The sequence below is a fragment of the Clostridium sp. genome (assembly GCF_050717535.1).
Classification (GTDB): domain Bacteria; phylum Bacillota; class Clostridia; order Clostridiales; family Clostridiaceae; genus Clostridium_AD.
On sequence record NZ_JBOITM010000069.1, the window covers coordinates 12,599 to 34,744 of the forward strand.

Sequence of the window (22,146 nt, forward strand, 5' to 3'; positions counted from 1 at the left end):
GGAGAAGAAGATGCTAAAGGTAGGTATAACAGGGGGTATCGGCAGTGGCAAGAGCACTGTAACTAATATGTTAAGAGATAAGCACTATCCCATTATTGATGCGGATATTGTAGCAAGGCAGGTTTTTGTAATAAATCCTGAAGTGATATATCAAATTAAGGGCGAATTCGGGTGTGAGTTTTTTGATGAAGAGGGGGAACTTAAGAGAAAAGAATTTGGTAACTATATATTTAAAAGTGATACTCGGAGAAAAAAACTTGAAGGTATAATTATGCCTTTTATAATAAGAGAAATATTTCAAAGAATAAAAGCTTATGAAGAAGATAATTGTAAATTATGCTTTTTGGATGCGCCTACTTTAGTAGAGAACAATTTACATACAAGTATGGATATAACCATATTAGTATGGGTAAATGGTGATGCTCAAATACATAGGACTATGCTTCGTGATTCTATAGAAATAGACGAAGTACTGGATAGGATAAGAGCCCAAATGCCATTGGATGAAAAGAAGAAGTTCGCAGACTTTATTATTGATAATGGAGGAAGCGTTGAAAACACGAGGGCACAACTAGATTTAGTTATTACGGAGTTAGAAAGGTTGAATGTGAAAATATGAAGTTTAAAACACTTATAAAAATGCTGTGCTTAATTCTTTTGTTTATTATAATGGTCAACATTAAAGGTATTTTTAAACATTTTTATCCAATAAAATATGAAGCAAATATAGTCAAGTACTCCCAAAGGTATGAGGTGGATCCATGTTTGATTGCAGCTGTAATTAAAGCGGAAAGTAATTTTGATGGAAATGCTGTGTCCAATAGAGGGGCCTATGGGCTTATGCAGATAATGCCTGATACAGGACTTTGGATTGCGAGTAATATGGAGTTAAAAGGCTATAAGGTAGAGAAATTGTATGATAACGAAATTAATATTGCTATGGGATGTTGGTATATTAATAATTTAAATACTGAATTTGATGGGAATATAGACTTGGTACTTGCAGCTTATAATGGTGGTAGGGGAAATGTTCAAAAGTGGCTTAAAGATAAGCAGTATTCTGATGATGGGAAAAAAATAAATAATATTCCTTTTGAAGAAACAGATAAATATGTAAAGAAAGTAAAGACAAATTATAATATTTATCTAAAATTATATGGTAATAGATTTAAGACAACTGGAGAAAAGAATTAATATACCTGGTAGTTACTTTTCTTCAGTTTCTTTAGATAATTAATTAAAAACAGATAAAAATATTGACAATATATACTATACTAATATATAATGAATCTTGTAGTCATCAGTTGTGTAAATATTTATGGCTATAAGATTTTATCCTTGTACTAAAAATAATTTTTGCGAGAGTGGCGGAATGGCAGACGCGCATGTTTAAGGGACATGTGGGAGACCGTACGGGTTCAAGTCCCGTCTTTCGCACCAAGAAAAACTAGTGGCATCAATACTTTTAGGGTATTGGTGCTTTTTTATTTGAAAAAAATTTTAAAGGAACTCATTTTGAGTTCCTTTAAAAAACATTAAATATCAACACTATTCTTTAACACAGCCAATATAAAACACAGATAATAATTAGAGATAAATGAATTTTAAAAAGAAATGTGGAAAAACTAACATCTGAAAGAGGTGTTATTTATGAAAAACAAAAAGAAAAATTCTAATGAAAAACAACAAAAAACTGAAAACAAAGAACGAAATCCAGTTACTATGAACGGTGATAGTAACATGAGTAGCCCTGTAAAAGGCCTTAAGTAGAAATCCCTGTAGCTACTCTAAAGGAATACTGCTTTACACCCAAAGTAATAAAGAAGATGTAACTTCATCTTCTTTATTTTATTATTACGTAAACTTCATTTGGAAAAGCCTTAGCAATTCTTAACTAATTTTATAAAAGGTACGTAAAGAAAAGTGCATGTTTGAGCGCCAGCGAGTTTGCACTTTTTAGTAGCTTTTATAAAATTAGTTTAGAATTACTTAGCGAAGTGAATTGCATTTGTAGTAATATATACTTTCTTTTATTTTTTAAATGCTAGTATCAAAACACTGTCTCTAGCATAAATTAGTAATGTATTAGTAATATGGCGATAGGGAGGAAAATGATGAATCTAGAGGACAGAAACATTGAGGATATAGACATGCAGGAAGAATATGAAATGATCCCATTCGAACCTATGATGTATGGATATGAGCAAATGAATATGAACCCAAATATGGGTATGAATTCTAATATGGGAATGAACCCAAATATGGAGATGAACCAAGGCATGGGAATGTGCCCATGTATGGGACTTAATCCATGGATGGGAATGAGTCAATTTAACGAAGGTTTGCCTACAAATGGGTTTAATCCTATGGGTATGATGTATGGTGATGCAACAATGAATGATCTAGAGGATGAAGATTCAAGACAATTAGATAAGTACCAAGATAAGGATTCTTATAAAGGTGGATATAACAATCCAAATAAGTTCAATCCAAAATATAATGATGTTGATTCCATTGTAAGGAGGATTGAAAGGTATAATCCTGCAATATTTAGGCTTTTAACTAGGTGTGGCATGTCTTATGTAGAAGCAAGGGAAATAGTTAGAAGAATTGTAAGATTGACACTTATGTATAGTGAGGAATAAAAAATAGTCAGCATTTAACATAGGTCTTATTGTGTGAATCATAAAATCTTTCAATTATAATATAACCCTATAAAAAATATAGGGTTATATTAATTTATAATCAATTTTAAGTATATAGCATAAATTTATAGAAATATATACTTTTTTATAGAAGGAAATTCAAGAGTAACGTAGAATTTAATCATTGAAAAGGAATTTTAAAAGTAACAAAGAATTTAATTATTCAAGAGGTGTAAATATGTTTAGTATAGATATTGTGTTTGATGATGTTAGCATCCAGAGTGTAGAGAAAGAAGATATCTTTAAAATTCAGAGTTGGATTAATAGACAGCAAGTTTTTAACATAGAGGCTGGTAAGAATTATGCTATTAAGGACTTTTATGAAAGGTATTTAGAATATTATGTAAGCGAAGGGGAGTATTTTCTTAAAATTTTATGTGGCAGTGAACTTATAGGAATTATTAAAGGCAGGATTGAATTTAAAAATCCAAATGAAGTGTGGATTATGTGTTATTTAATAGAACTTACTTTATATGATGATGGTCTAGCTACTAAAATTATAAATGAATTTGTAAAACATTTATATAAAAATTACGGAATATGCAACTTTTATACTTTTATTTCAGCTAAGAATCATGATATGTTGAAATTATGGAAAAACAATAACTTTGAGATAAGTAGGATAACAAGTAACTTTTTGGAGATAGATAGTGAAGACACGGATATATTGATTTTAAAAAAAGAAATCAACATGAACAAAATCTAATAATGGTTACATATACTAGTATGACATCAGGATTTTTGCTTACTGACACTTGTTTGGAAAAGCATTTATAATAAATCCAGCTGAATCCTATTTTAATATAGGTACGGAAGCTTTTGAAATAGATTTATCCCATTATATAGGTTCTCAAATAGGCGATGGGAGTTCAGTCCGACATTCATTGTCTGATTTTTTAATTTGTAAATTTTTAATAAATATTTCAACTTTTTCATTCTAAAAACAGTTTTTAAATAATAATATTTAAATGAAGATGTAATAAGTTGGGGGATGTTAAAGTGAGATATACTAGATATAATTATAAACCACCTAAAAAGAAAAATAATTTTATGTTTGTTATTATCTTAATTATAATAGCTGCAATAGCACTGGGAACAATTCTTTCTAAATTACTACCTAAAAACATTGCAAATACAGCTACGGGGGATAACATCACGAAAACAGATTTACAAAAGGATAGTGTAGGTGTTTCTGAAGCAATTTCTGTTAGCGGTATTAAAGGTTTTGTAGCAATACAATGTGGCTTTTTTAGTGATAAGGAAAAGGCTTTAGTTTTGAAAAATAGTTTGATGAAATTTGGCACACCCTTTATTATCGAAGAAGACAAATCCAATAGAGTTTTGTTTGGTATTTATCCTAAGGAGAGTATTGATGTTGTTATTAAACAACTTCAAGCAAATAAAATAGAGTTTGTTAAAGTTAATTTTCAATTAACTTCCAAGGATTCAACCAGTGCTCAAACAAATGAAATGATAAGTGCAGATATTAAAATATTGAACAGACTTTCAGAAAAAGACGCTAATGGATTTGATACAGTGGAATTTAAAAAATGGTTACTAGCTTTACAAGGAGCGGATGAAAAGAGCATAAATTATGCAAATATGAGTGAAATAAAAACATATTTGACAGCATTGCCTTCTGTGGTAAAAAAAGAAAAAGCAGAAGAAGGATATGTATATATATATAAATTTATAAAGAAAATATCCACATAATAAATTTATAACTATATTTGTAAACAAATTGTAATAAATTACACTTAAACATGATGTAAAATAGAATTAAGAATAATAAAAAAATAATAATACAAATAGATTAATTAAGTCTATTTGTATTTTTTTTAAGTGAAATATCTAGTTGTGATGGCTGAAATTTCATGAATAGTAATTATAAACTTTTCTTGAATAATATATTATACACTTGTTAATGAATTTATTAAATGTTAAAATGTATAAGATATATAAGTAAAGTGGGGTGTACAATTTGAAAAATGCAGAAAAAAGAAGTTCGTATTTTATTTTTTTTATATTGGTAGGAGCTATTTCTGGAAGCTTAATAGGTGAACTGTTAGGAAATAACATAGGTGCACTGAAATTTTTGAAGAGTACATACACCATAGGTATGAGAAATCCTATGCTTATAGATCTGAAAGTATTAGCGATAACTTTCGGTATAAATTTTAATATTAATATAATGTCTATAATAGGCATTGTTTTGGCAATAATATTATATAGAAAATATTAGGGGTGATGTAGTGGATATTATTTTAGCTTCTGCTTCGGTGCGGAGAGCGGAACTTTTAAAAAAGATAACTAGTAATTTTAAGATAAAGGTAAGTGAGTTTGAAGAGAGCAACATACCATTTTCCGGAAATTGTGGGGACTATGTTATGAACTTAGCAAGAGGTAAGGCTATGGACATTTGCAGTAGTGTGAAAAAACCAGCTGCTATAATAGGGTGTGATACTATTGTTTATTTTAATGGCGAAGTGCTTGGAAAACCTAAAGATAGTGACGAAGCTTTTCAAATGCTTAAGAATTTAAGTGACAATACACATGAGGTATATACTGGTATTGCTGTAATAAATACAGAAACTCAGAAAATTTCGACAGAATATGTTTGTACAAAAGTAAAATTTTCAAAACTCTCTGATGATGAAATAAACAAGTATATTGAAACAGGGGAGCCTCTTGATAAAGCTGGAGCTTATGGAATACAAGGAGCAGCATCTGTATTTGTGGAAGAACTAAAGGGTTGCTACTATAGTGTTGTGGGGTTACCAGTAAATAAATTGTATCATATGTTAAGGGAAATGGGGGTCAATCTATAAAGGAGTTGTTTTATGGGTATGACTTATAAAATTATGGATTTGCCTCAAAATGAAAGACCAAGAGAAAGATTGTTACGGTACGGTGCTGAAACACTGTCAAACAATGAGTTATTAGCTATAATACTTAGAATAGGTTCGAAAAACGAAAATATTCTAAGTCTTTGTGGTAGAATAATTTCTGAGTGTGGCGGACTAAATGGACTGTTAAATTCAAGCGCAGAAGAATTTATGAATTTAAAGGGTATTGGAAATGCTAAAGCAACCCAATTGTTAGCCCTTACAGAAATTTCAAAAAGATTTAGAAGTTTTAAATCTGGAGAAGAGTACAAAATTACCTCCCCAAAAGATGTTGCAGAGTATCTTATGGAGGAAATGAGATATTTAAAAAAAGAATATCTTAAATTAGTTATGCTAAATACAAAAAATGTTATTATAAGCATAAAGGATATTTCAATTGGTAATTTAAATACTTCGATAGTTCATCCAAGAGAAGTTTTTTATGAAGCTATAAAAAAATGTAGTGCTTCCGTGGTTATTTGTCATAATCATCCTTCAGGAGATCCAACTCCTAGTAAGGAAGACATAAGCATTACTACAAGACTTAAAGAATGTGGTAAATTGCTAGGAATAGAAGTGCTTGATCATATAATTATTGGGAATGGAACGTATACTAGCTTAAAAGAAAAAGGATTGCTTTAGATACGAAAGGAGAAATTATAATGGGAATATTTGGAACGTCTCGAGATATGGGAATAGATTTAGGAACAGCAAATACATTGATTTACTTAAAGGGGAAGGGAATTGTACTAAGAGAACCTTCTGTTGTAGCTATAAATATAAATACAAATAAAGTTTTAGCAGTTGGTGAAGAGGCGAAGCAGATGATAGGTAGAACTCCAGGTAATATTGTTGCCATTAGACCTATGCAAGATGGTGTAATTGCTGATTTTGATATTACTGAGAAAATGCTTAGGCACTTTATAAATAAGGTTAGTTCAAAAGGATTTACAAGTCCAAGAATTGTAGTTGGATTCCCGTCTGGAGTAACTGAGGTTGAAAAGAGAGCAATAGAAGAAGCAACTAAAAGAGCAGGTGCAAGAGAAGCCTACTTAATGGAAGAACCAATGGCAGCAGCTATTGGAGCTGGACTTCCTGTAAATGAACCAACCGGAAGCATGGTTGTAGACATTGGAGGCGGAACTACAGAGGTAGCAATAATTTCACTGGGTGGAATTGTAACAAGCAAGTCTCTAAGAGTGGCAGGAGATAAACTAGACCAGTCAATAATAGCCTTTGTTAAGAAGCAGTACAGTCTTATGATAGGAGAGAGAACAGCAGAAAATATTAAAATTCAGCTTGGATCGGCTTTTGTATTAGAGGATGACGAAACGGACATGCCGATAGTAGGAAGAGACTTAATATCAGGGCTTCCAAAAATTATAGAAATAACTCAAAAGGAAGTAAGGGAAGCACTCTGTGAACCAATACAAGCAATAATTGAAGCAATAATAACAACCCTTGAAAAAACTCCACCAGAGCTTGCATCAGATATAATGGAAAAAGGAATTATGTTAACTGGGGGCGGGGCGCTTTTAAAGGGAATAGATACACTTATAAACCGTGAAACTCATATGCCAGTACATATAGCAGAAAACCCACTTGATTGTGTGGCTATAGGAGCGGGGAAAGCTCTCGTTAATATAGACGTTATGAGCAAAAGAAGATAGATGAAATTTTTAAAGAATAAGCTGGCAGTAGTTATTATAATACTGTCAGTTACATTTTTATCCATAATAGGATATAGTGTAGGTAGAGAAAAAATGTCTTTTGCTGAAAATGGTGTTGGCATAACTATAAATTCAGTGCAAGGCATATTTTATGACGGGTTTTCTAGAATAAGAAATTCTTTTAAATTTATAACAAATCTTTCAGATGTTAAAAAAGAGAATGAAGAGCTTAGAAAGACTAATAGTGAACTGCAAACAAAAGCATTAGAATATGATACGGCGCTAAAAGAGAATATAAGGTTAAGGAAAATGTATGATTTTTCAAAAGATAATGTTAAATATAATTATATAGGTGCTGACATAAAAGGATTAAGTGGAAATAGTTTTTCAGACGGTTTTATAATAAATAAAGGTACAAAGGATGGTATAAAGAGAAGGATGATAGCTATAACAGGAGATGGGCTGGTAGGTCAGGTTACGTCTGTGAGCAGTAATTGGTCTATAGTTCAATCACTTTCTAATGAGAATATTGCAGTGGCAGGTCTTGTTCAAGAAACTAGGGATAATAACGGTATTGTTAAAGGCTATAAAGATGAGAATAATAAAATGCTTGCAGAGATTCAAGGTCTTTCTTTAGATTCAACTATTAAAAAAGGCAACATAATACTTACATCCGGTCTTGGTAGGGTGTATCCTGCTGGAATTAGAATAGGAAAAGTTCTAAGTGTTCAAGAGGATAAAGGTCAAGTAATGAAAAGTGCTATTATAGAGCCATATGTTGATTTTTCCAAAATTGAAGAGGTTTTCATTGTTGTGCAAAAAGATATTATGGATACTGGTGAAATAAAATATTAGGGGTGGTATTATGAAGAGAATATTAACAGTAGTTTTTTTATGTATTCTATTTCTAATACTAGATAATACACTAATGCCTTTAATTAAAATAAATGGTGCATATCCAAGTTTATTATTTGTATTTGCACTATGTTATTCTATTGTTAGTCCTCCAAAAGAAGCTGTAATAATTGGAGTTTTTACAGGCGCATTGCAAGATATATATTTCTTAAATGGGTTTGGGATAAACATGCTATCAAATATGCTTATGTGTCTTGTAGCTGCTCAAATAGGCAAAAGTATATTTATTGAAAAGTCATTTTTGCCAATAATATCTTCTTTTGCGTTAAGTATAGGAAAAGGCTTAATAGTATTTTCTATATTGTTTTTGATAAAGCAATATACCCATATGGAAACAGTATTATATCATGGAATATATAATTTAATAGTTTCTATTTTTATGTATAAATTTACATATAAACTTTCTCAAAAGGAATACATGAAGAAAGAGTGGAAATTTTAAAAGGTTGGTGAAATAGTGAGTAAGAAGAACAAAAGAGGCAATGAATTTTCTAGGTTTAATGTCTTGACTGCCATTATGTTAATGATTTTTTTTGCTATTATTTTGAGACTGATAAACATACAAGTAGTTAATGGTGAGTTATATAAAGAAACTGCAAATCAACAAAATCACAAGATAATATCAACAGTAGCTCCAAGAGGGGATATAATTGATAGAAATGGTAAGAAATTAGCTGAAAGCAAACAAAGTTACATATTAACCTTTACTAATACAAAAGAAAGTGAAGATAATTTCTTTCCAACTATGGACAATGTATTTAAAATTCTTGATGATAACAAGGCAGTTCAGGTGGATGAGTTTTTACTTAAAGTAAACACTAGTTCAGATAAAAAAACCGTAAAATATAGTTTTGATTTTAAGACCTTAGATAAGCCGTCGCAAAATTGGATAGAGCTTAGATTTAAAAAGGATAGAGGCTTTGAAGACATAGTTATTAAAAAGCTTTATAAGGATAAAAAGAAAGATGACTTATCTACTGCTCAGCTTAAAAAAGTTGATGAAGGTCTTTTAAAGATTACGCCTGTTGAAGTTTTTAATGTGCTAATTAAACAATATGGAATGGACAAAATTAAAGATTCTAAAAATAAAGAAATGTTGAGACGATATATGTTAGTTAAGGACACATTAAAGATGCAGAGCTTTTCTGGATACAAGCCTGTAACTATAGCTAACAATTTAACAAAAGATGCAGCAGGCATTTTTGAGCAATTGCAACCTGAAATTCCTGGTGTTAGTGTTACGACGGAGCCAATTAGAGTTTATGCTAATAAGGATTTAGGTTCAGCATTCCTAGGTTATATTTCTAAGATAAATGCTTGGGACAAAGATAAGTATGAGCAGCGAGGCTATGATATAAGTTCTGATTACATAGGTACTTCTGGAATTGAAGCAGCCTTTGAAGAGGTTTTAAGGGGAACTAAAGGGCAAGAAAGTATTGAAGTCAACAAACAAGGACGTAAGGTTAAGACTTTAGGAGAAATTGAAACATATCCTGGGCAAACGTTGCAGCTTAATATAGATAAAAACATGCAATATGCTGCAGAAAAATCTTTAGATGCAGTTATGCTTGATCTACAAAAGCAAGGAAATAATACTGGTCAAAGTGTTAATACAACTAATGCAAACAGAGGTGCAGTGGTGGTGATAGATGTTAATACAGGTAAGGTATTGGCCCTTGCAAGTAGACCTGGATATGATCCTAATTTATTTGCAGCATCTGGAGGACTAGACACTGAAATGAATGACTTGTATATAAATCCAAACATAGCAAAGATGGGACTAGAGTATATTCAAAAACGTGGGCTTGCAAATATTACTGGTGTATTAACTGATACAGATATGGCAGAAAAAACAAAAGCTGAACGAGAAAAAATAGTACTAGATTACATGTTCCCGATAGATAAAAACATAAAAGGTAATACTACAATTAGGAAGGATAATAATGATATTTTTCCAAAAGTGACTTTTAATTATGCAACCAAGTCTTTAATACCTCCTGGTTCTACATTTAAACCAGTAACAGCTGCTGCAGGACTAGAAGAAGGAGTTATAACTAAGGATAGTCAAGTATATGATGATGGACCATATAATAAGCGCTATTCCAGTGTCACTGCTGCTTGCTGGATATGGAATGAGTTCCATGGTTCTCATGGCTGGGTAAATATTCAAAAAGCCATGAGGGAATCTTGTAATTATTACTTTTACGATGTAGCTGATAAACTTTATGCAAAGGGTGGAGAGAATAAAACAGGGTTAGATCTACTAGCTAAATATGCATGGAAATTTGGTCTTGGAATAGAGCCTAATAGCGGTAAAAAACCGGCTACAGGTATAGAAATACCAGAAAATTTTGGGCAAGTATATAATTATGAATCTAGCAAAGAAATATTAGCCAATATTCATAGAAGTAATCTAGTGGGAAAGTTACAAACTATGCCAAAACCGTTTGATCTTGTATCACAAGAGGAAACTGGCACTGGCAGACAAACAGATGAAATAAGAAAATCAAATGAAAGTAAATCTAAGTTTCTTAATACCGTTAAAATGGAAATGAAAAAGGATAAGAAAAGTTCCTATGACTCAATAATAAAAAGCATGCAGATTTCTATTACTAAACTCATTGAAGATTCGCCAATATTAAAAAATAATAACTATACTGATGTGAATATTAGATCTATGGCTGAAGTAATAAATTCAGAAATAGGTGATGCTAATGTTGAAATTAGTTCTGCTGCTAATGCATATTACGCAGCCATAGGTCAAGGATTTAATGCTTTTACACCGTTACAGCTAGCAAATTATGTATCTACTATGGTTAATGGTGGGAATAGATATGAATTGCATTTAGTCCATAAATTTTTAAATCCAGATGGAAAAGTAATTAAAGAAACTAAACCTGTAATTTTAGAAAAAACTGGGATAAGTGCTGAGACAACTAATATAATTAAAGAAGGAATGCTAGAAGTTACTAGTGACCCTAAAGGTACAGCATATGGGGTTTTTCAGAATTTTCCAATCAAAAATGGAGGAAAAACAGGTTCTGCTACATTTAATGATGTTACTCAAACGGCACTAGGAAGGACCTCCTATGGTTACTATATAGGATTTGCTCCCTATGACAAGCCTGAAATTGCTGTTTGTGCAGTAGTTTTTGATGGGGGTCATGGTGGCTGGGTTGCACCAGTTGCAAAAGCAGTGTATGAGCAATATTTTAAAGCAGAATTGCTGAAAAGTAACCCATCCTATGAATTTATGTATGATGCAGATAAGAAAACTAGTAATATAGATTTAAATACTACTCTAACTGGCAATGGTCATGACTAGTCTTGCATGATTTATCCAGCAGGATTAAATTAGAATTATAGATAGACTCTGACATATTTATTTGTTAGAGCCTATTTAGCTTTAAACCGTTTTTATGTAGCTTAAAATAGTAGGAATTATCAAAAAAATAAAAAAAAAATATTTATATTTAAATTAAGCAGGATTTTAGCCATAATATGTGGAAATATTAGCTTAAGTTCAATTGTGGAGAAAAATAATTATTAATTGTTTATTAGCCAGAGGAGAACTAGGAGGTTAAAATATGGTTACAGATAAAATAGTTATTAAAGGAAATAAAGAGGGATTAAATGTAGTTATAAATATGAATCATTTCAGTGATTTTGATGATATGATGGAGTCATTGATTTCTAAGCTTTCACAAGGTAGAAAATTTTATAAGGGGAGTACTTTAAAAATTACTACTGAACTTAAATACATAAATGAAAAGGAAAGTAGAAGATTAAAGGACATATTATTTGATGAATTTTTAATTAGCGATTGCATTTTTCAGGATCAAGATGAAAGTACCGGAAGAGTATTTAATGGTATATATGAGGGGAAAACTAAATTTTTGAGAAAAACCATAAGAAGTGGACAAAGTATAAATTATCCTGGTAATATAGTTATAGTAGGAGATGTAAATCCAGGAGCCGAAATATATGCTGCAGGAAATATAATTGTGCTTGGTACCTTAAGAGGAGTGGTACATGCAGGGACTAATGGTAATGAAAAAGCTATAATTGCTGCATTTAAGTTAGAACCTCAGATACTCCAGATAGGGGACATTGTTACAAGAGCTCCAGAGGATGTCATTAAACCTGAATATCCTGAGGTAGCGAAAATTAAAAATGGAAATATTATAGTAGAGCCGTATTTAGAGAATAAATATATTTGATGGAGGTAGTGCACATGGGAGAATCTATAGTTATAACTTCGGGTAAGGGTGGTGTAGGTAAAACTACTACTACGGCTAATATAGGAACAGCTATTGCATCTATGGATAGAAAGGTAGTAGTAATTGATGGAGATACAGGTCTTAGAAATCTTGACGTTTTAATGGGACTTGAGAACAGAGTAGTATTTACTTTGGTAGATGTTATTGAAAAAAGATGCAGATTAAAGCAAGCATTGATAAAAGATAAAAGGTTTAGTAATTTATATTTATTGCCAACAGCTCAAACAAGAGACAAAAATGACATTAGTATAAAAGATATGCTGATGGTAGTAAATGAGTTAAAGGATGATTTTGATTATGTTATTATAGATTGCCCTGCTGGTATAGAACAAGGATTCGAGAATGCTATTGTAGGAGCTGATAGAGCTATTATAGTGGTTAATCCAGAACTCACTTCAATTAGAGATGCAGACAGGGTAATAGGCAAATTAGATTCCAAGGGAATAGATAGACATGAGGTTATAATTAACAGAATGAACTATGAGATGACAAAGAATGGAGACATGTTATCTGTAGATGATATTATAGAGTGTTTAGCAATTAAATTAATAGGAATTGTTCCGGATGATAGGAAGGTTACTATTTCAACAAACAAAGGAGAACCAATAGTTTTAGATGACAAGTCAGTGGCAGGAATAGCTTTTAAAAACATCGCTAGAAGAATAATGGGAGAAGAAGTAGCCTATGCCTCGCTAGATGGATCATCAAGTAGTGACACAGGATTTTTTGCTTCTTTAAGAAAAATATTTAAAGGAATATAGGAGGGGACATTATGAATCTATTTAAAATGTTTTCTAGCAAAGTTTTCTCGAAAGATATTGCCAGTGATAGATTAAAACTGATTTTAATACATGATAGAGCAGATCTTTCACCAGATTTTTTAGAAATGATTAAGGCTGATATCTTAAAGGTAATTTCAAAATATGCTGATATAGAAGCTGGGGAAATTGAAGTTAGATTAACCAAAACGGAAGAATATGAAGGAAGTTCACCAGCATTAATCGCTAGTATTCCTATCAAGAAAATCAAGAGATAAATTGTAAAAGCTATGCATAATTAACAGCTTGCGCATTGCTTTTATGATATAATCATACTTGAGATGGAGGTAGGTAATGCATGAAGATTTTAGAGAAGCTGAAGCTTAACAGGAAGCTTTTAAGAGAACTGGATTATAGTGTAATTATATTAGCAATATGTATTGTGGTTTTTGGATGCATAAATATTTATAGCGCAACGTATAAGAATGGTGGAAATTATGTTAAGATGCAAATTATGTTCATGATATTAAGTTTAATTACGGTGTATGTTATTTTGCTATTTGATTATATGTTAATAGAAAATTATGCTGTTATAATATATTGGGCAGGAGTTATATTGTTAATAGTTGGGGATGTTTTTGGAAAGGTCACAAATGGTGCTAACTCTTGGTTAAGAATTGGTGGTATAGGGATACAACCTTCAGAATTCGCTAAAGTTGGTATGATAATAATACTGGCTAAGAAATTAGATGAAATGGAAGGAAAAATTAATGAACCTAAAAATTTTTTCCAGCTATTATTTTATGCTGCGGTGCCAATGTTATTAATAGTTGTTCAGCCGGATATGGGAATGACTATGGTTAGCTTTTTTATAGTGTTAGGGATATTTTATTGTATAGGCCTTAATCAGAAAGTTATACTGGGTGGAATAACTTCAATTGTACTGATAATTGTAGGTGTATGGAATTCAGGACTTATTCAATCTTATTGGAAGGGAAGACTCAACTCTTTTCTACATCCAGAGCAATTTGAACTAACCTATGGACTTCAGCTTGCCCAATCAAAACTTGCTTTAGGCTCAGGAGGAATTCTTGGACGGGGTTTTGGAAAAGGTGTGCAATTTAAGAATATTCCGGAAAACCATACAGATTTTATTTTTTCTGTTTTAGGAGAAGAATGGGGCCTTATTGGTGCATTAGTATTGATACTTTTATATGGAATTCTTATATATCGTTTGATAAAAATTGCAAAAAGTTCTAAAGATATTTTTGGAACTGTAATATGTGTGGGATTTATCTCAAATTTATTGTTTTCCATAGGGCAAAACATAGGTATGACAATGGGACTTATGCCTATTACGGGGATAACCCTACCATTTATGAGTTACGGAGGAAGTTCTCTTTTAGCAAGTTTTATGGCACTGGGGCTTGTACTTAATGTAGGTATGAGGAAGAAGAAAATAAACTTTTAACAACATTTTGGAAGCTGCAAGTCTGTCATCTTCTATAAGTGGAAGTTGCACAGCATAAGAAAGTTGCTTTGGTAGTAGGATAACAATTGATAATTGTTATCTACCCCAGAGGTCTACAAGGAGGCAAATTTGCTTCCAAAGTTGTTAATATTGCAGCTTCGCACAAGATGATTTAATCACTATAGGCTATTACTAGCTGTGTCGATTATAAATTAACTACTTTTTAGGAGGAAAAATATGAGAATAGCACTAATAGCACATGATAAAAAAAAGGATGATATAATAGACTTTGCAAATAGGTACAAGGATACGTTAATGCAGCACGAATTATATGGAACGGGAACGACAGGGAAATTAATAACTGAAAAAGTTGGACTGAATGTTTTTAGATTTTTATCAGGGCCAATGGGAGGCGACCAGCAAATAGGTGCAAAACTTGCACAAGGAGAATTAGATATGATAATTTTCCTCAGAGATCCACTTACTGCTCAACCTCATGAGCCAGACATTTCAGCACTTCTTAGAATATGTGATGTCCACTGTGTACCACTTGCCACCAATTTAGGTACAGCAGAAATTTTGATTAGAAGTCTACAAAAACATAAATAATAAGGATATATCCTAACAAGCACTGCAATTTTGCAGTGCTTGTTTTTTTAGCGCCGGATTATATACGTGCTTTTTTAAAAATATGTAATATAAACAGGAAGATTTAAATATATATAAATAGTAAAACCATTGTAAGAGGGGGAGAAAATGGGTAATTATAATACGCAATATCAAAGCTATTATAATAATTTAGCAAAAAAACAAAGGGGTACAAATAATTTTGTAAGTGAAGGTAAAAGACAAAGTAAAATGCGGGAACTTTATATTAAGAGGTTAACTAGGGAACTTATTGGTGTTTTAGCACTGCTTGTTATTGTACTTATTTTTAAGGTAGTAGTTACACCCAAAACTCAGTATGTTTATAATTATTCTAAGGAAGCAATAAATAAAAAATATGATTATAGTACATTAATAGTAAAAGCTAAGAGTCTCAAATTCAAGGATATAGAGGTAATTACAACAAATATTATAGAAAAATTCAAAAATACAATTTCTGTGGGAAATCAGATAAATAATTAAAATTTTAGCAATTACTATGGGGGATTAATTGATAAAAATAAGCAAGCTATTTCTACCGTATGTTATTTTATTAATAATATTAGGATTTAAAGGTGAAATTGTAATAGCTTTTGTTTTTGTATTTATACATGAGTTAATGCATTATTTAACTGCCAGAATTTTAGGCTTTTCGGGTTTTGATATAGAAATACTTCCTATAGGAGCTGTGCTTAAGTTAAAAGATTTAGATGAGGCAAGTCCGAGGCAAGATATGATAATTTCACTATCAGGACCCTTGCTAAATTTATTATTAGCTGCTATTTTTTATGTGTTATTTTTGTCATTTCATAAACCTTATTTGCTTTTAATATGTAATAGCAATCTAGCCATAGGAATATTTAACCTTATCCCGGCCTTTCCTTTGGATGGAGGTAGGGTGCTTAGGGATATACTTAGTATTAAAACATTGTATAGAGTGGCTAATGGAATTTCTATTAAGGTTAGTATGGTCCTTGGAAGCATTTTCATGTTTATATATTTTGTAAGTGTAGCAGCAAATAAAAGTAATTTTAATTTGGGCTTAATTTCTATATTTATTTTAATATCTTCAATTAAAGAGAAGGAAAGGATAGTATATTTGATTATGGGTTATATTATCAAGAAAAAATATAAATTTATTAAAAGAGGATATATAGAAAACAGAAGTATTTCTATCTTTTGTAAAAAAGATCTATTGTCGGCGCTAGGAATGATTGATAAGAATAAGTATAATGTATTTACAGTACTAGATGAAAATATGAGTGTGCTAGAGGTAATATATGAAGAGGAAATAATTCGCGCCATAAAAACATATGGTAATATAAGCTTAAGCGAATATATTGGTGCTAAAAAAATGAAAATACTTTATGATAAGGCTACTTCAAAAGATAACTAGTGAATATATAGATTATTGTAGTCTATATATTCACTAGTTATTTTAATTCTATAGGAAACAGCTTGCGGAAAATAATGTGGATAACTTTTATACTCCACCGTATGGAGAATTTGTTTTTTACACAACTCGATTCTTTTATACGCGTAAAAAGAGTATTTATTACGTATAATGCATTTGAATAAGCTTTAGAACTTCTTATTTTATTTTGAGATTTAACCTTCATGTGTTAAAATAAAATAATGTACTATGCGTAAGGTGGATGGAGTTACAATTATTTGCTACCTTAGAGAAAAAACCAGGAGGGATTTTTATGAACAAAATTTCAGATGATATTTTATTTAAAGTTGAAAAGCCTGCCAGATATGTAGGCGGAGAACTTAATTGTTGTTATAAAGATATAGAAAGCGTTGATATAAGATTTGCTTTTTGCTTTCCAGATGTGTATGAAGTGGGTATGTCCCATTTAGGAAGTCGAATACTTTATCATGTTTTAAATGCTAGAACCGATACTTATTGTGAAAGAGCTTTTGCTCCTTGGCCAGATATGGAAAAAGAAATGAGAGAAAATGATATAGCACTATATGCACTAGAAAGTAAGGATTCACTAAATGAATTTGATTTTTTAGGGTTTACTCTTCAATATGAGATGAGTTATACCAACATACTTAATATGCTAGACATGTCTGGAATAACTATAAGAGCTTCAAAGAGAGGCAAGGATGAACCTATAGTTATGGCAGGTGGACCTTGTGCGTATAATCCTGAACCACTACATGATATAATTGATTTCTTTGAAATTGGTGAAGGCGAAGAAATAATGAATGACGTGATGGACGTTTATAAAAAGTATAAAGGCAAAGGTAAGAAAAGGGAATTTTTGAGAGAAATATCTAAAATAAGAGGAATATATGTGCCTTCATTATATGAGGTATCCTACAATGAAGATAATACTATTAAGGAATTTAAGCCTAAATACGATGATGTACCAAAACGTGTTGTGAAAAGATTTATAGCGGATTTTAATAAGGTTACTTATCCAGAAACAATGGTAGTTCCATATATAGAAATAGTACATGATAGAGTAATCCTGGAGACATTTAGAGGATGCACTAATGGCTGTAGATTTTGCCAAGCTGGGATGATATACAGACCAGTAAGAGAGAAAACCACGGCTACACTTGTAGAGGCAGCAGATAAGTTATTAAAGAGTACTGGATATAGAGAAATATCACTAAGCTCACTAAGCATTTGTGATTATTCAGATATACGAAACCTCATAGCTACACTTATAGAAAAAAACAAGGAAAATCACGTAAGTATATCATTGCCATCTATTAGAATAGATTCTTTTTCTGTGGATTTAATAAATGAAATACAAAAGGCAAGAAAAACTGGCTTAACTTTTGCACCAGAAGCAGGAACACAGAGAATGAGAGATATTATAAATAAGGGTGTAACAGAGGAAAAAATATTAGAAGCAGCTAACAGCGTTTTTGCTTCAGGGTGGTCAACTATAAAGCTTTATTTCATGGTGGGACTTCCTTATGAAACCATGGAAGATGTAAGGGGAATTGCGGAGTTATCAGATAAGGTTGCAGGGGAGTACTTTAAAATTCCTAAAGAGGTAAGAAAAAGAGGGCTAAGAGTTACTGCAAGTTCTGCTATATTTGTACCAAAACCTTTTACTCCTTTCCAATGGGCTGCGCAGTGTACAATGGATGAAGCAGTAGAAAAAATAAAAGCAGTTAAGTATGCTATAACAAGTAGGGCGGTTATCTACAATTATCATGAATCTGTAGTTTCATACCTAGAGGCAGTTATAGCTAGAGGCGACAGAAGAGTTTGTGATGTTATAATAAAGGCTTTTGAAAAGGGTGCAAAATTTGATGGGTGGTCAGAGTATTTCAAATTTGAATACTGGCAAGAGGCTATGCAGGAATGTGGAGTTGACGGTAGCTTCTATGCTTATAGAGAGAGAAGCTATGATGAAGTGCTTCCATGGGATTTCATAGATATTGGTGTGGATAAGGAATACTTAATTTTAGAAAATGAAAAAGCTAAAAAAGGAGAACTAACGCAAAATTGTAAAGAGGGCTGCACAAACTGCGGTATTAATGTTAATTTTAAAGAAGGGACGTGTTTCCATAGTGCGTTATCTAGTAAAGTATAGTAAAGACAGTGAGATCAAATTTATTGCTCACTTAGATTTAATGAGAACTCTTCAAAAAATAATTAAAAGATCAGAACTTCCAATAGAGTATTCAAAAGGTTTTAATCCTCATATGGCAGTGTCAATTGCACAACCATTGTCTGTAGGAGCACATTCTAGTGGCGAATATATGGATATAGTTTTAAGTTGCCATATGGAAGAAAAATATATTATGGATAAAATGAATGAAAATTCGCCCCGTGGAATTAGAATTTTAGATGTGGTAGAAGTTGTTCCTGTGGAGGGGAAAAAGAAGTCCCAAGCTATGGCAAGTATAGATGCTGCAAAATATACAATTAAATTAAAATGTTTAAGGGAAGAGGAAGTAAAAGAGAAATTACACAGTCTTCTTGCCGGTAGTGAATGGAATATTATTAAGATTAGTAAAAAAAGTGGAGAAAAAATGGTTAACATAAAACCCTTAGTACACAAATTCGAATATGAGGTAAGCGGAGGTATACTTGTTATAAAGACACTTGTTGCTTGTGGAAGTCGAGATAACTTATCTGCACAGTTATTAGTAAAGTATATTGTGGATAATGTCCAGAATATAAATAAAGAAGCTTTTGTTGATATTCAGAGAGAAGAAATGTATGGAGTTAAAGATGATAAATTAGTTACCCTTAGCGAGTTTTTCAAAAATTAGTAAAGCAGGAGCTGGGTTAAAGTGAAAGAAATATATATTGAAAGACAAGAGGAATTTCTAAGAATAGCTATAAAAGAAAATAACAAATTAAAGGAATGTTTCATAGAAGAGGATTCTAGTGGACCAATTCCCGGAGAAATATATAAGGGCATAGTAAAAAATATTGTACCAGCAATTAAGTGTGCTTTTGTAGATATTGGGCATAATAAAGATTGCTACATGTACCTTGATGCGCGATTTAATAATACAAACATAAAAAAAGGCGACGAAATAATAGTTGAAGTTCTAAAAGAACAAATAGATAAAAAAGGTGCTAAAGTTACTAGTGCGTTTGGTATTCCAGGTACATATTCAGTGATTGTAAATATTAACAAGGACATAAGTTTTTCAAAAAAAATTAATAATAGTTATTTTGAAAATATGGTGTCTAAAGAGTTAGTTAAGCCAGAGGATATAGGGGTAATGATTAGGACCAATGCATTTAATGTGGATATAAATGTTTTAAATGATGAAGTTAGGGCACTATATGAGATATATAAAGGTATTATGAAACGCGCCGAGTATTCGAGAAATCCCATTTTGTTATTTAGTGATGCTGGAGCAATAAACAGAACCCTACGTGATATTTTAGATAAAAACACATTTAAAATAGTATTGAACAATAAAAGTGATTTTGAATATGCAAAGAAATTTACAGAGGATAGGTCCGATATTTCAGTAAAAGTGGAATTCCATAATGAGAGCAGAATGCTATTTGACTATTATGGAATAGAAAAAGAAATACTCAGTCTTCGCAATCATAAAATTCCACTAAAATGTGGAGGTAATATTGTAATTGACAAAACTGAGGCTATGTATGTGATTGATATTAATTCTGGGAAGAATGTAAAAAGCCACTCACTTCGAAAAACTGCTGAGAGCACTAATATTGAGGCAGCAGAAGAAATCGCAAGACAAATAAGACTTCGGAATCTAAGCGGTATAATTATGATAGATTTTATTGATATTGAGGATTTAGATGTGAGAAAAAGCATATTGAACGTTTTAAGAATGGGTTTTGCTGATGATAAAAACAAGACTGTTATTTATCCCTTTACAGAACTTAACTTGGTTCAAATTGCAAGAAGGCGAAGGGGAAAGTCTATTTACGAGTTTATTGAAGAATCCTGTAAATGCTGTGACGGAAAGGGTAGGAGGGTTAAACTATCCTATATTCAATTCTTGATTAAAAATGACATTTTTAGGATGCAAGCTGAACAGGGTATAAAAGATATATATATTGAAATTGACCAAGTTTATAAAAAAGATATTATGGGAGACGTTTTAGAATTCGCACGTCTTATAGGAGCACTAGAAGATTGCGTTTATGTAAATTTTATTCCTCATTTAGAAAAATTTAAAGTGGAATCGTTAATTTTTGCAAATCAAATAAGAAACTTGCAAACATATAAGATATATGGGTAAATATGCTTTACAAACATATGAATATATGTTAAAATGGCTTTTGTAGACCGCTCACGTAAGGTTATAAACATACTTACACATAAACAAGTTTACATAGTGGTATGTACCTGGGATGGCGAGACTGGATCAAGGAGGTGTATTTTATGTACGCAGTTTTAGTTACTGGTGGAAAACAATACAGAGTTCAAGAAGGAGACGTTTTATTCGTTGAAAAGTTGAATGCTGAAGTTGAAACAACAGTTGAATTTAATGAGATTCTTGCAGTAGGCAAGGAAGAGGGATTAGTAGTTGGAAAACCTCTAGTTGAAGGAGCTACAGTTGTTGCTAAAGTTTTAGCGCAAGGAAAAGCTAAAAAGGTTATAGTTTTTAAGTTTAAGAGAAAGTTAGATTATAGAAAGAAACAAGGACACAGACAATCATATACTAAGATTCAAATCGAGAAGATTGAAGCTTAATTATGATAAAAGTAGAATTTGTTAAAAGCTTAGGTAAAATAGTTTCTTTTAAAATAAAAGGTCATGCTGCTCCTAAGGAAGAACAATTAGATGTAGATTTAATTTGTTGTGCTGTTTCAGCAATTTCTCAAACTACAGTTATTGGGATTGAGGAAGTTTTAAAAATTAAGGTTAAGTATGAGATAAAGGATGGATTTTTGAATTTAAATTTAGAAGGTCAAACTTTAGAAGATATCGAAAGATGTCAAGTTTTATTAGAGACAATGATGCTTGGACTTAAGAGTATAGAAATTATTTATAGTAACTATATAAAACTAGAAACAGAGGAGGTGTGAAACTATGCTAGTTATTAACCTTCAGTTATTTGCTCATAAAAAAGGAGTAGGTAGCTCAAGAAATGGTAGAGATAGTGAATCTAAAAGACTTGGTGCTAAACGTGCAGACGGTCAATTCGTTCTTGCAGGTAATATTTTAGTAAGACAAAGAGGAACAAAAATCCATCCTGGAACTAATGTTGGAATAGGTGGAGATGACACTCTTTTCGCTAAAGTTGATGGAATTGTTAAATTCGAAAGATTGGGAAAAATGAAGAAAAAAGCAAGCGTTTATCCTGTTGATTTAGAAACAATTGCAATGGCTGAATAGTT

At 31.5% G+C, this 22,146-nt stretch carries 25 protein-coding genes and 1 tRNA gene; all 26 read left to right on the forward strand.

Annotated elements, in window-relative coordinates; translation table 11 throughout:
* The first annotated feature begins 10 nt into the window (after positions 1-10).
* The 26 genes from coaE (at position 11) to rpmA (ending at position 22,144) form a co-directional block, all read left to right on the forward strand.
* Positions 11-619, forward strand: coding sequence for a dephospho-CoA kinase (coaE, locus tag ACREVU_RS11325; protein WP_431551707.1), 609 nt, complete (start codon positions 11-13; stop codon positions 617-619).
* A complete protein-coding gene (locus ACREVU_RS11330; protein WP_431551708.1) occupies positions 616-1,194 on the forward strand; it encodes a lytic transglycosylase domain-containing protein in 579 nt (192 codons plus the stop codon). Before coaE ends, ACREVU_RS11330 begins: the two co-directional genes overlap by 4 nt.
* A gap of 164 nt (positions 1,195-1,358) precedes the next feature.
* Positions 1,359-1,440, forward strand: a tRNA-Leu gene (locus ACREVU_RS11335).
* A 674-nt stretch (positions 1,441-2,114) separates the two neighbouring features.
* The gene (locus ACREVU_RS11340) at positions 2,115-2,645 is read left to right on the forward strand and encodes a hypothetical protein (RefSeq protein WP_431551709.1); all 531 of its coding nucleotides are present in this window, start codon (positions 2,115-2,117) and stop codon (positions 2,643-2,645) included.
* 238 nt (positions 2,646-2,883) lie between these two features.
* Entirely contained in the window at positions 2,884-3,411 is a 528-nt protein-coding gene (locus ACREVU_RS11345) for a GNAT family N-acetyltransferase (protein WP_431551710.1), read from the forward strand.
* A gap of 293 nt (positions 3,412-3,704) precedes the next feature.
* Positions 3,705-4,418, forward strand: a complete 714-nt coding sequence (locus tag ACREVU_RS11350; RefSeq protein ID WP_431551711.1) for an SPOR domain-containing protein — start codon at positions 3,705-3,707, stop codon at positions 4,416-4,418.
* 268 nt (positions 4,419-4,686) lie between these two features.
* Positions 4,687-4,947 carry a DUF4321 domain-containing protein gene (locus ACREVU_RS11355; RefSeq protein WP_431551712.1) on the forward strand — a complete coding sequence of 87 codons (261 nt, stop codon included), beginning with the start codon at positions 4,687-4,689 and terminating at the stop codon, positions 4,945-4,947.
* Between the two features lie 10 nt (positions 4,948-4,957).
* Positions 4,958-5,533: a Maf-like protein gene (locus ACREVU_RS11360; protein WP_431551713.1), complete on the forward strand. Its 576-nt coding sequence runs from the start codon at positions 4,958-4,960 to the stop codon at positions 5,531-5,533.
* 12 nt (positions 5,534-5,545) lie between these two features.
* Positions 5,546-6,232 (forward strand): RadC family protein, encoded by a 687-nt coding sequence (gene radC / locus ACREVU_RS11365; RefSeq protein WP_431551714.1) that lies wholly within the window; start codon positions 5,546-5,548, stop codon positions 6,230-6,232.
* A 20-nt stretch (positions 6,233-6,252) separates the two neighbouring features.
* A complete protein-coding gene (locus tag ACREVU_RS11370) occupies positions 6,253-7,260 on the forward strand; it encodes a rod shape-determining protein (protein WP_431551715.1) in 1,008 nt (335 codons plus the stop codon).
* Entirely contained in the window at positions 7,261-8,115 is an 855-nt protein-coding gene (gene mreC, locus ACREVU_RS11375; RefSeq protein WP_431551716.1) for a rod shape-determining protein MreC, read from the forward strand. It abuts the gene before it with no gap.
* Positions 8,116-8,125: 10 nt separating this feature from the next.
* The gene (mreD, locus tag ACREVU_RS11380) at positions 8,126-8,617 is read left to right on the forward strand and encodes a rod shape-determining protein MreD (protein WP_431551717.1); all 492 of its coding nucleotides are present in this window, start codon (positions 8,126-8,128) and stop codon (positions 8,615-8,617) included.
* Between the two features lie 15 nt (positions 8,618-8,632).
* The gene (locus ACREVU_RS11385) at positions 8,633-11,500 is read left to right on the forward strand and encodes a penicillin-binding transpeptidase domain-containing protein (protein ID WP_431551718.1); all 2,868 of its coding nucleotides are present in this window, start codon (positions 8,633-8,635) and stop codon (positions 11,498-11,500) included.
* Positions 11,501-11,762: 262 nt separating this feature from the next.
* Positions 11,763-12,395, forward strand: a complete 633-nt coding sequence (minC, locus tag ACREVU_RS11390) for a septum site-determining protein MinC (RefSeq protein WP_431551719.1) — start codon at positions 11,763-11,765, stop codon at positions 12,393-12,395.
* 14 nt (positions 12,396-12,409) lie between these two features.
* Entirely contained in the window at positions 12,410-13,216 is an 807-nt protein-coding gene (gene minD, locus ACREVU_RS11395; protein ID WP_431551720.1) for a septum site-determining protein MinD, read from the forward strand.
* A gap of 11 nt (positions 13,217-13,227) precedes the next feature.
* On the forward strand, positions 13,228-13,491 hold the full coding sequence (minE, locus tag ACREVU_RS11400; protein ID WP_431551721.1) for a cell division topological specificity factor MinE: 264 nt from the start codon (positions 13,228-13,230) through the stop codon (positions 13,489-13,491).
* A gap of 86 nt (positions 13,492-13,577) precedes the next feature.
* Positions 13,578-14,684 (forward strand): rod shape-determining protein RodA, encoded by a 1,107-nt coding sequence (rodA, locus tag ACREVU_RS11405; protein WP_431551797.1) that lies wholly within the window; start codon positions 13,578-13,580, stop codon positions 14,682-14,684.
* A gap of 237 nt (positions 14,685-14,921) precedes the next feature.
* The gene (gene mgsA / locus ACREVU_RS11410) at positions 14,922-15,293 is read left to right on the forward strand and encodes a methylglyoxal synthase (RefSeq protein ID WP_431551722.1); all 372 of its coding nucleotides are present in this window, start codon (positions 14,922-14,924) and stop codon (positions 15,291-15,293) included.
* 147 nt (positions 15,294-15,440) lie between these two features.
* Entirely contained in the window at positions 15,441-15,812 is a 372-nt protein-coding gene (locus ACREVU_RS11415; RefSeq protein WP_431551723.1) for a hypothetical protein, read from the forward strand.
* A gap of 28 nt (positions 15,813-15,840) precedes the next feature.
* On the forward strand, positions 15,841-16,725 hold the full coding sequence (locus ACREVU_RS11420; RefSeq protein WP_431551724.1) for a M50 family metallopeptidase: 885 nt from the start codon (positions 15,841-15,843) through the stop codon (positions 16,723-16,725).
* A gap of 310 nt (positions 16,726-17,035) precedes the next feature.
* Positions 17,036-18,895, forward strand: a complete 1,860-nt coding sequence (locus ACREVU_RS11425) for a TIGR03960 family B12-binding radical SAM protein (RefSeq protein WP_431551725.1) — start codon at positions 17,036-17,038, stop codon at positions 18,893-18,895.
* Positions 18,840-19,580 (forward strand): TIGR03936 family radical SAM-associated protein, encoded by a 741-nt coding sequence (locus tag ACREVU_RS11430; protein ID WP_431551726.1) that lies wholly within the window; start codon positions 18,840-18,842, stop codon positions 19,578-19,580. Before ACREVU_RS11425 ends, ACREVU_RS11430 begins: the two co-directional genes overlap by 56 nt.
* Before the next feature lie 21 nt (positions 19,581-19,601).
* Positions 19,602-21,044 (forward strand): Rne/Rng family ribonuclease, encoded by a 1,443-nt coding sequence (locus ACREVU_RS11435; protein ID WP_431551727.1) that lies wholly within the window; start codon positions 19,602-19,604, stop codon positions 21,042-21,044.
* A gap of 143 nt (positions 21,045-21,187) precedes the next feature.
* The gene (rplU, locus tag ACREVU_RS11440; RefSeq protein WP_431551728.1) at positions 21,188-21,499 is read left to right on the forward strand and encodes a 50S ribosomal protein L21; all 312 of its coding nucleotides are present in this window, start codon (positions 21,188-21,190) and stop codon (positions 21,497-21,499) included.
* A 2-nt stretch (positions 21,500-21,501) separates the two neighbouring features.
* Positions 21,502-21,834, forward strand: coding sequence for a ribosomal-processing cysteine protease Prp (locus ACREVU_RS11445; RefSeq protein WP_431551729.1), 333 nt, complete (start codon positions 21,502-21,504; stop codon positions 21,832-21,834).
* Positions 21,835-21,838: 4 nt separating this feature from the next.
* Entirely contained in the window at positions 21,839-22,144 is a 306-nt protein-coding gene (gene rpmA, locus ACREVU_RS11450) for a 50S ribosomal protein L27 (RefSeq protein WP_431551730.1), read from the forward strand.
* The last annotated feature ends 2 nt before the right edge of the window (positions 22,145-22,146 follow it).

Bases quoted from the DNA above. Each gene is read 5' to 3' on its own strand.
- ACREVU_RS11345 (WP_431551710.1), top strand. From the start codon at position 2,884: ATGTTTAGTATAGATATTGTGTTTGATGATGTTAGCATCCAGAGTGTA.
- ACREVU_RS11330 (WP_431551708.1), top strand. From the start codon at position 616: ATGAAGTTTAAAACACTTATAAAAATGCTGTGCTTAATTCTTTTGTTT.
- rplU (WP_431551728.1), top strand. From the start codon at position 21,188: ATGTACGCAGTTTTAGTTACTGGTGGAAAACAATACAGAGTTCAAGAA.
- rpmA (WP_431551730.1), top strand. From the start codon at position 21,839: ATGCTAGTTATTAACCTTCAGTTATTTGCTCATAAAAAAGGAGTAGGT.
- mgsA (WP_431551722.1), top strand. From the start codon at position 14,922: ATGAGAATAGCACTAATAGCACATGATAAAAAAAAGGATGATATAATA.
- ACREVU_RS11430 (WP_431551726.1), top strand. From the start codon at position 18,840: ATGTTAATTTTAAAGAAGGGACGTGTTTCCATAGTGCGTTATCTAGTA.
- coaE (WP_431551707.1), top strand. From the start codon at position 11: ATGCTAAAGGTAGGTATAACAGGGGGTATCGGCAGTGGCAAGAGCACT.
- minD (WP_431551720.1), top strand. From the start codon at position 12,410: ATGGGAGAATCTATAGTTATAACTTCGGGTAAGGGTGGTGTAGGTAAA.
- radC (WP_431551714.1), top strand. From the start codon at position 5,546: ATGGGTATGACTTATAAAATTATGGATTTGCCTCAAAATGAAAGACCA.
- minC (WP_431551719.1), top strand. From the start codon at position 11,763: ATGGTTACAGATAAAATAGTTATTAAAGGAAATAAAGAGGGATTAAAT.
- ACREVU_RS11445 (WP_431551729.1), top strand. From the start codon at position 21,502: ATGATAAAAGTAGAATTTGTTAAAAGCTTAGGTAAAATAGTTTCTTTT.
- mreC (WP_431551716.1), top strand. From the start codon at position 7,261: ATGAAATTTTTAAAGAATAAGCTGGCAGTAGTTATTATAATACTGTCA.
- ACREVU_RS11415 (WP_431551723.1), top strand. From the start codon at position 15,441: ATGGGTAATTATAATACGCAATATCAAAGCTATTATAATAATTTAGCA.
- ACREVU_RS11425 (WP_431551725.1), top strand. From the start codon at position 17,036: ATGAACAAAATTTCAGATGATATTTTATTTAAAGTTGAAAAGCCTGCC.
- ACREVU_RS11370 (WP_431551715.1), top strand. From the start codon at position 6,253: ATGGGAATATTTGGAACGTCTCGAGATATGGGAATAGATTTAGGAACA.
- mreD (WP_431551717.1), top strand. From the start codon at position 8,126: ATGAAGAGAATATTAACAGTAGTTTTTTTATGTATTCTATTTCTAATA.
- minE (WP_431551721.1), top strand. From the start codon at position 13,228: ATGAATCTATTTAAAATGTTTTCTAGCAAAGTTTTCTCGAAAGATATT.
- ACREVU_RS11340 (WP_431551709.1), top strand. From the start codon at position 2,115: ATGAATCTAGAGGACAGAAACATTGAGGATATAGACATGCAGGAAGAA.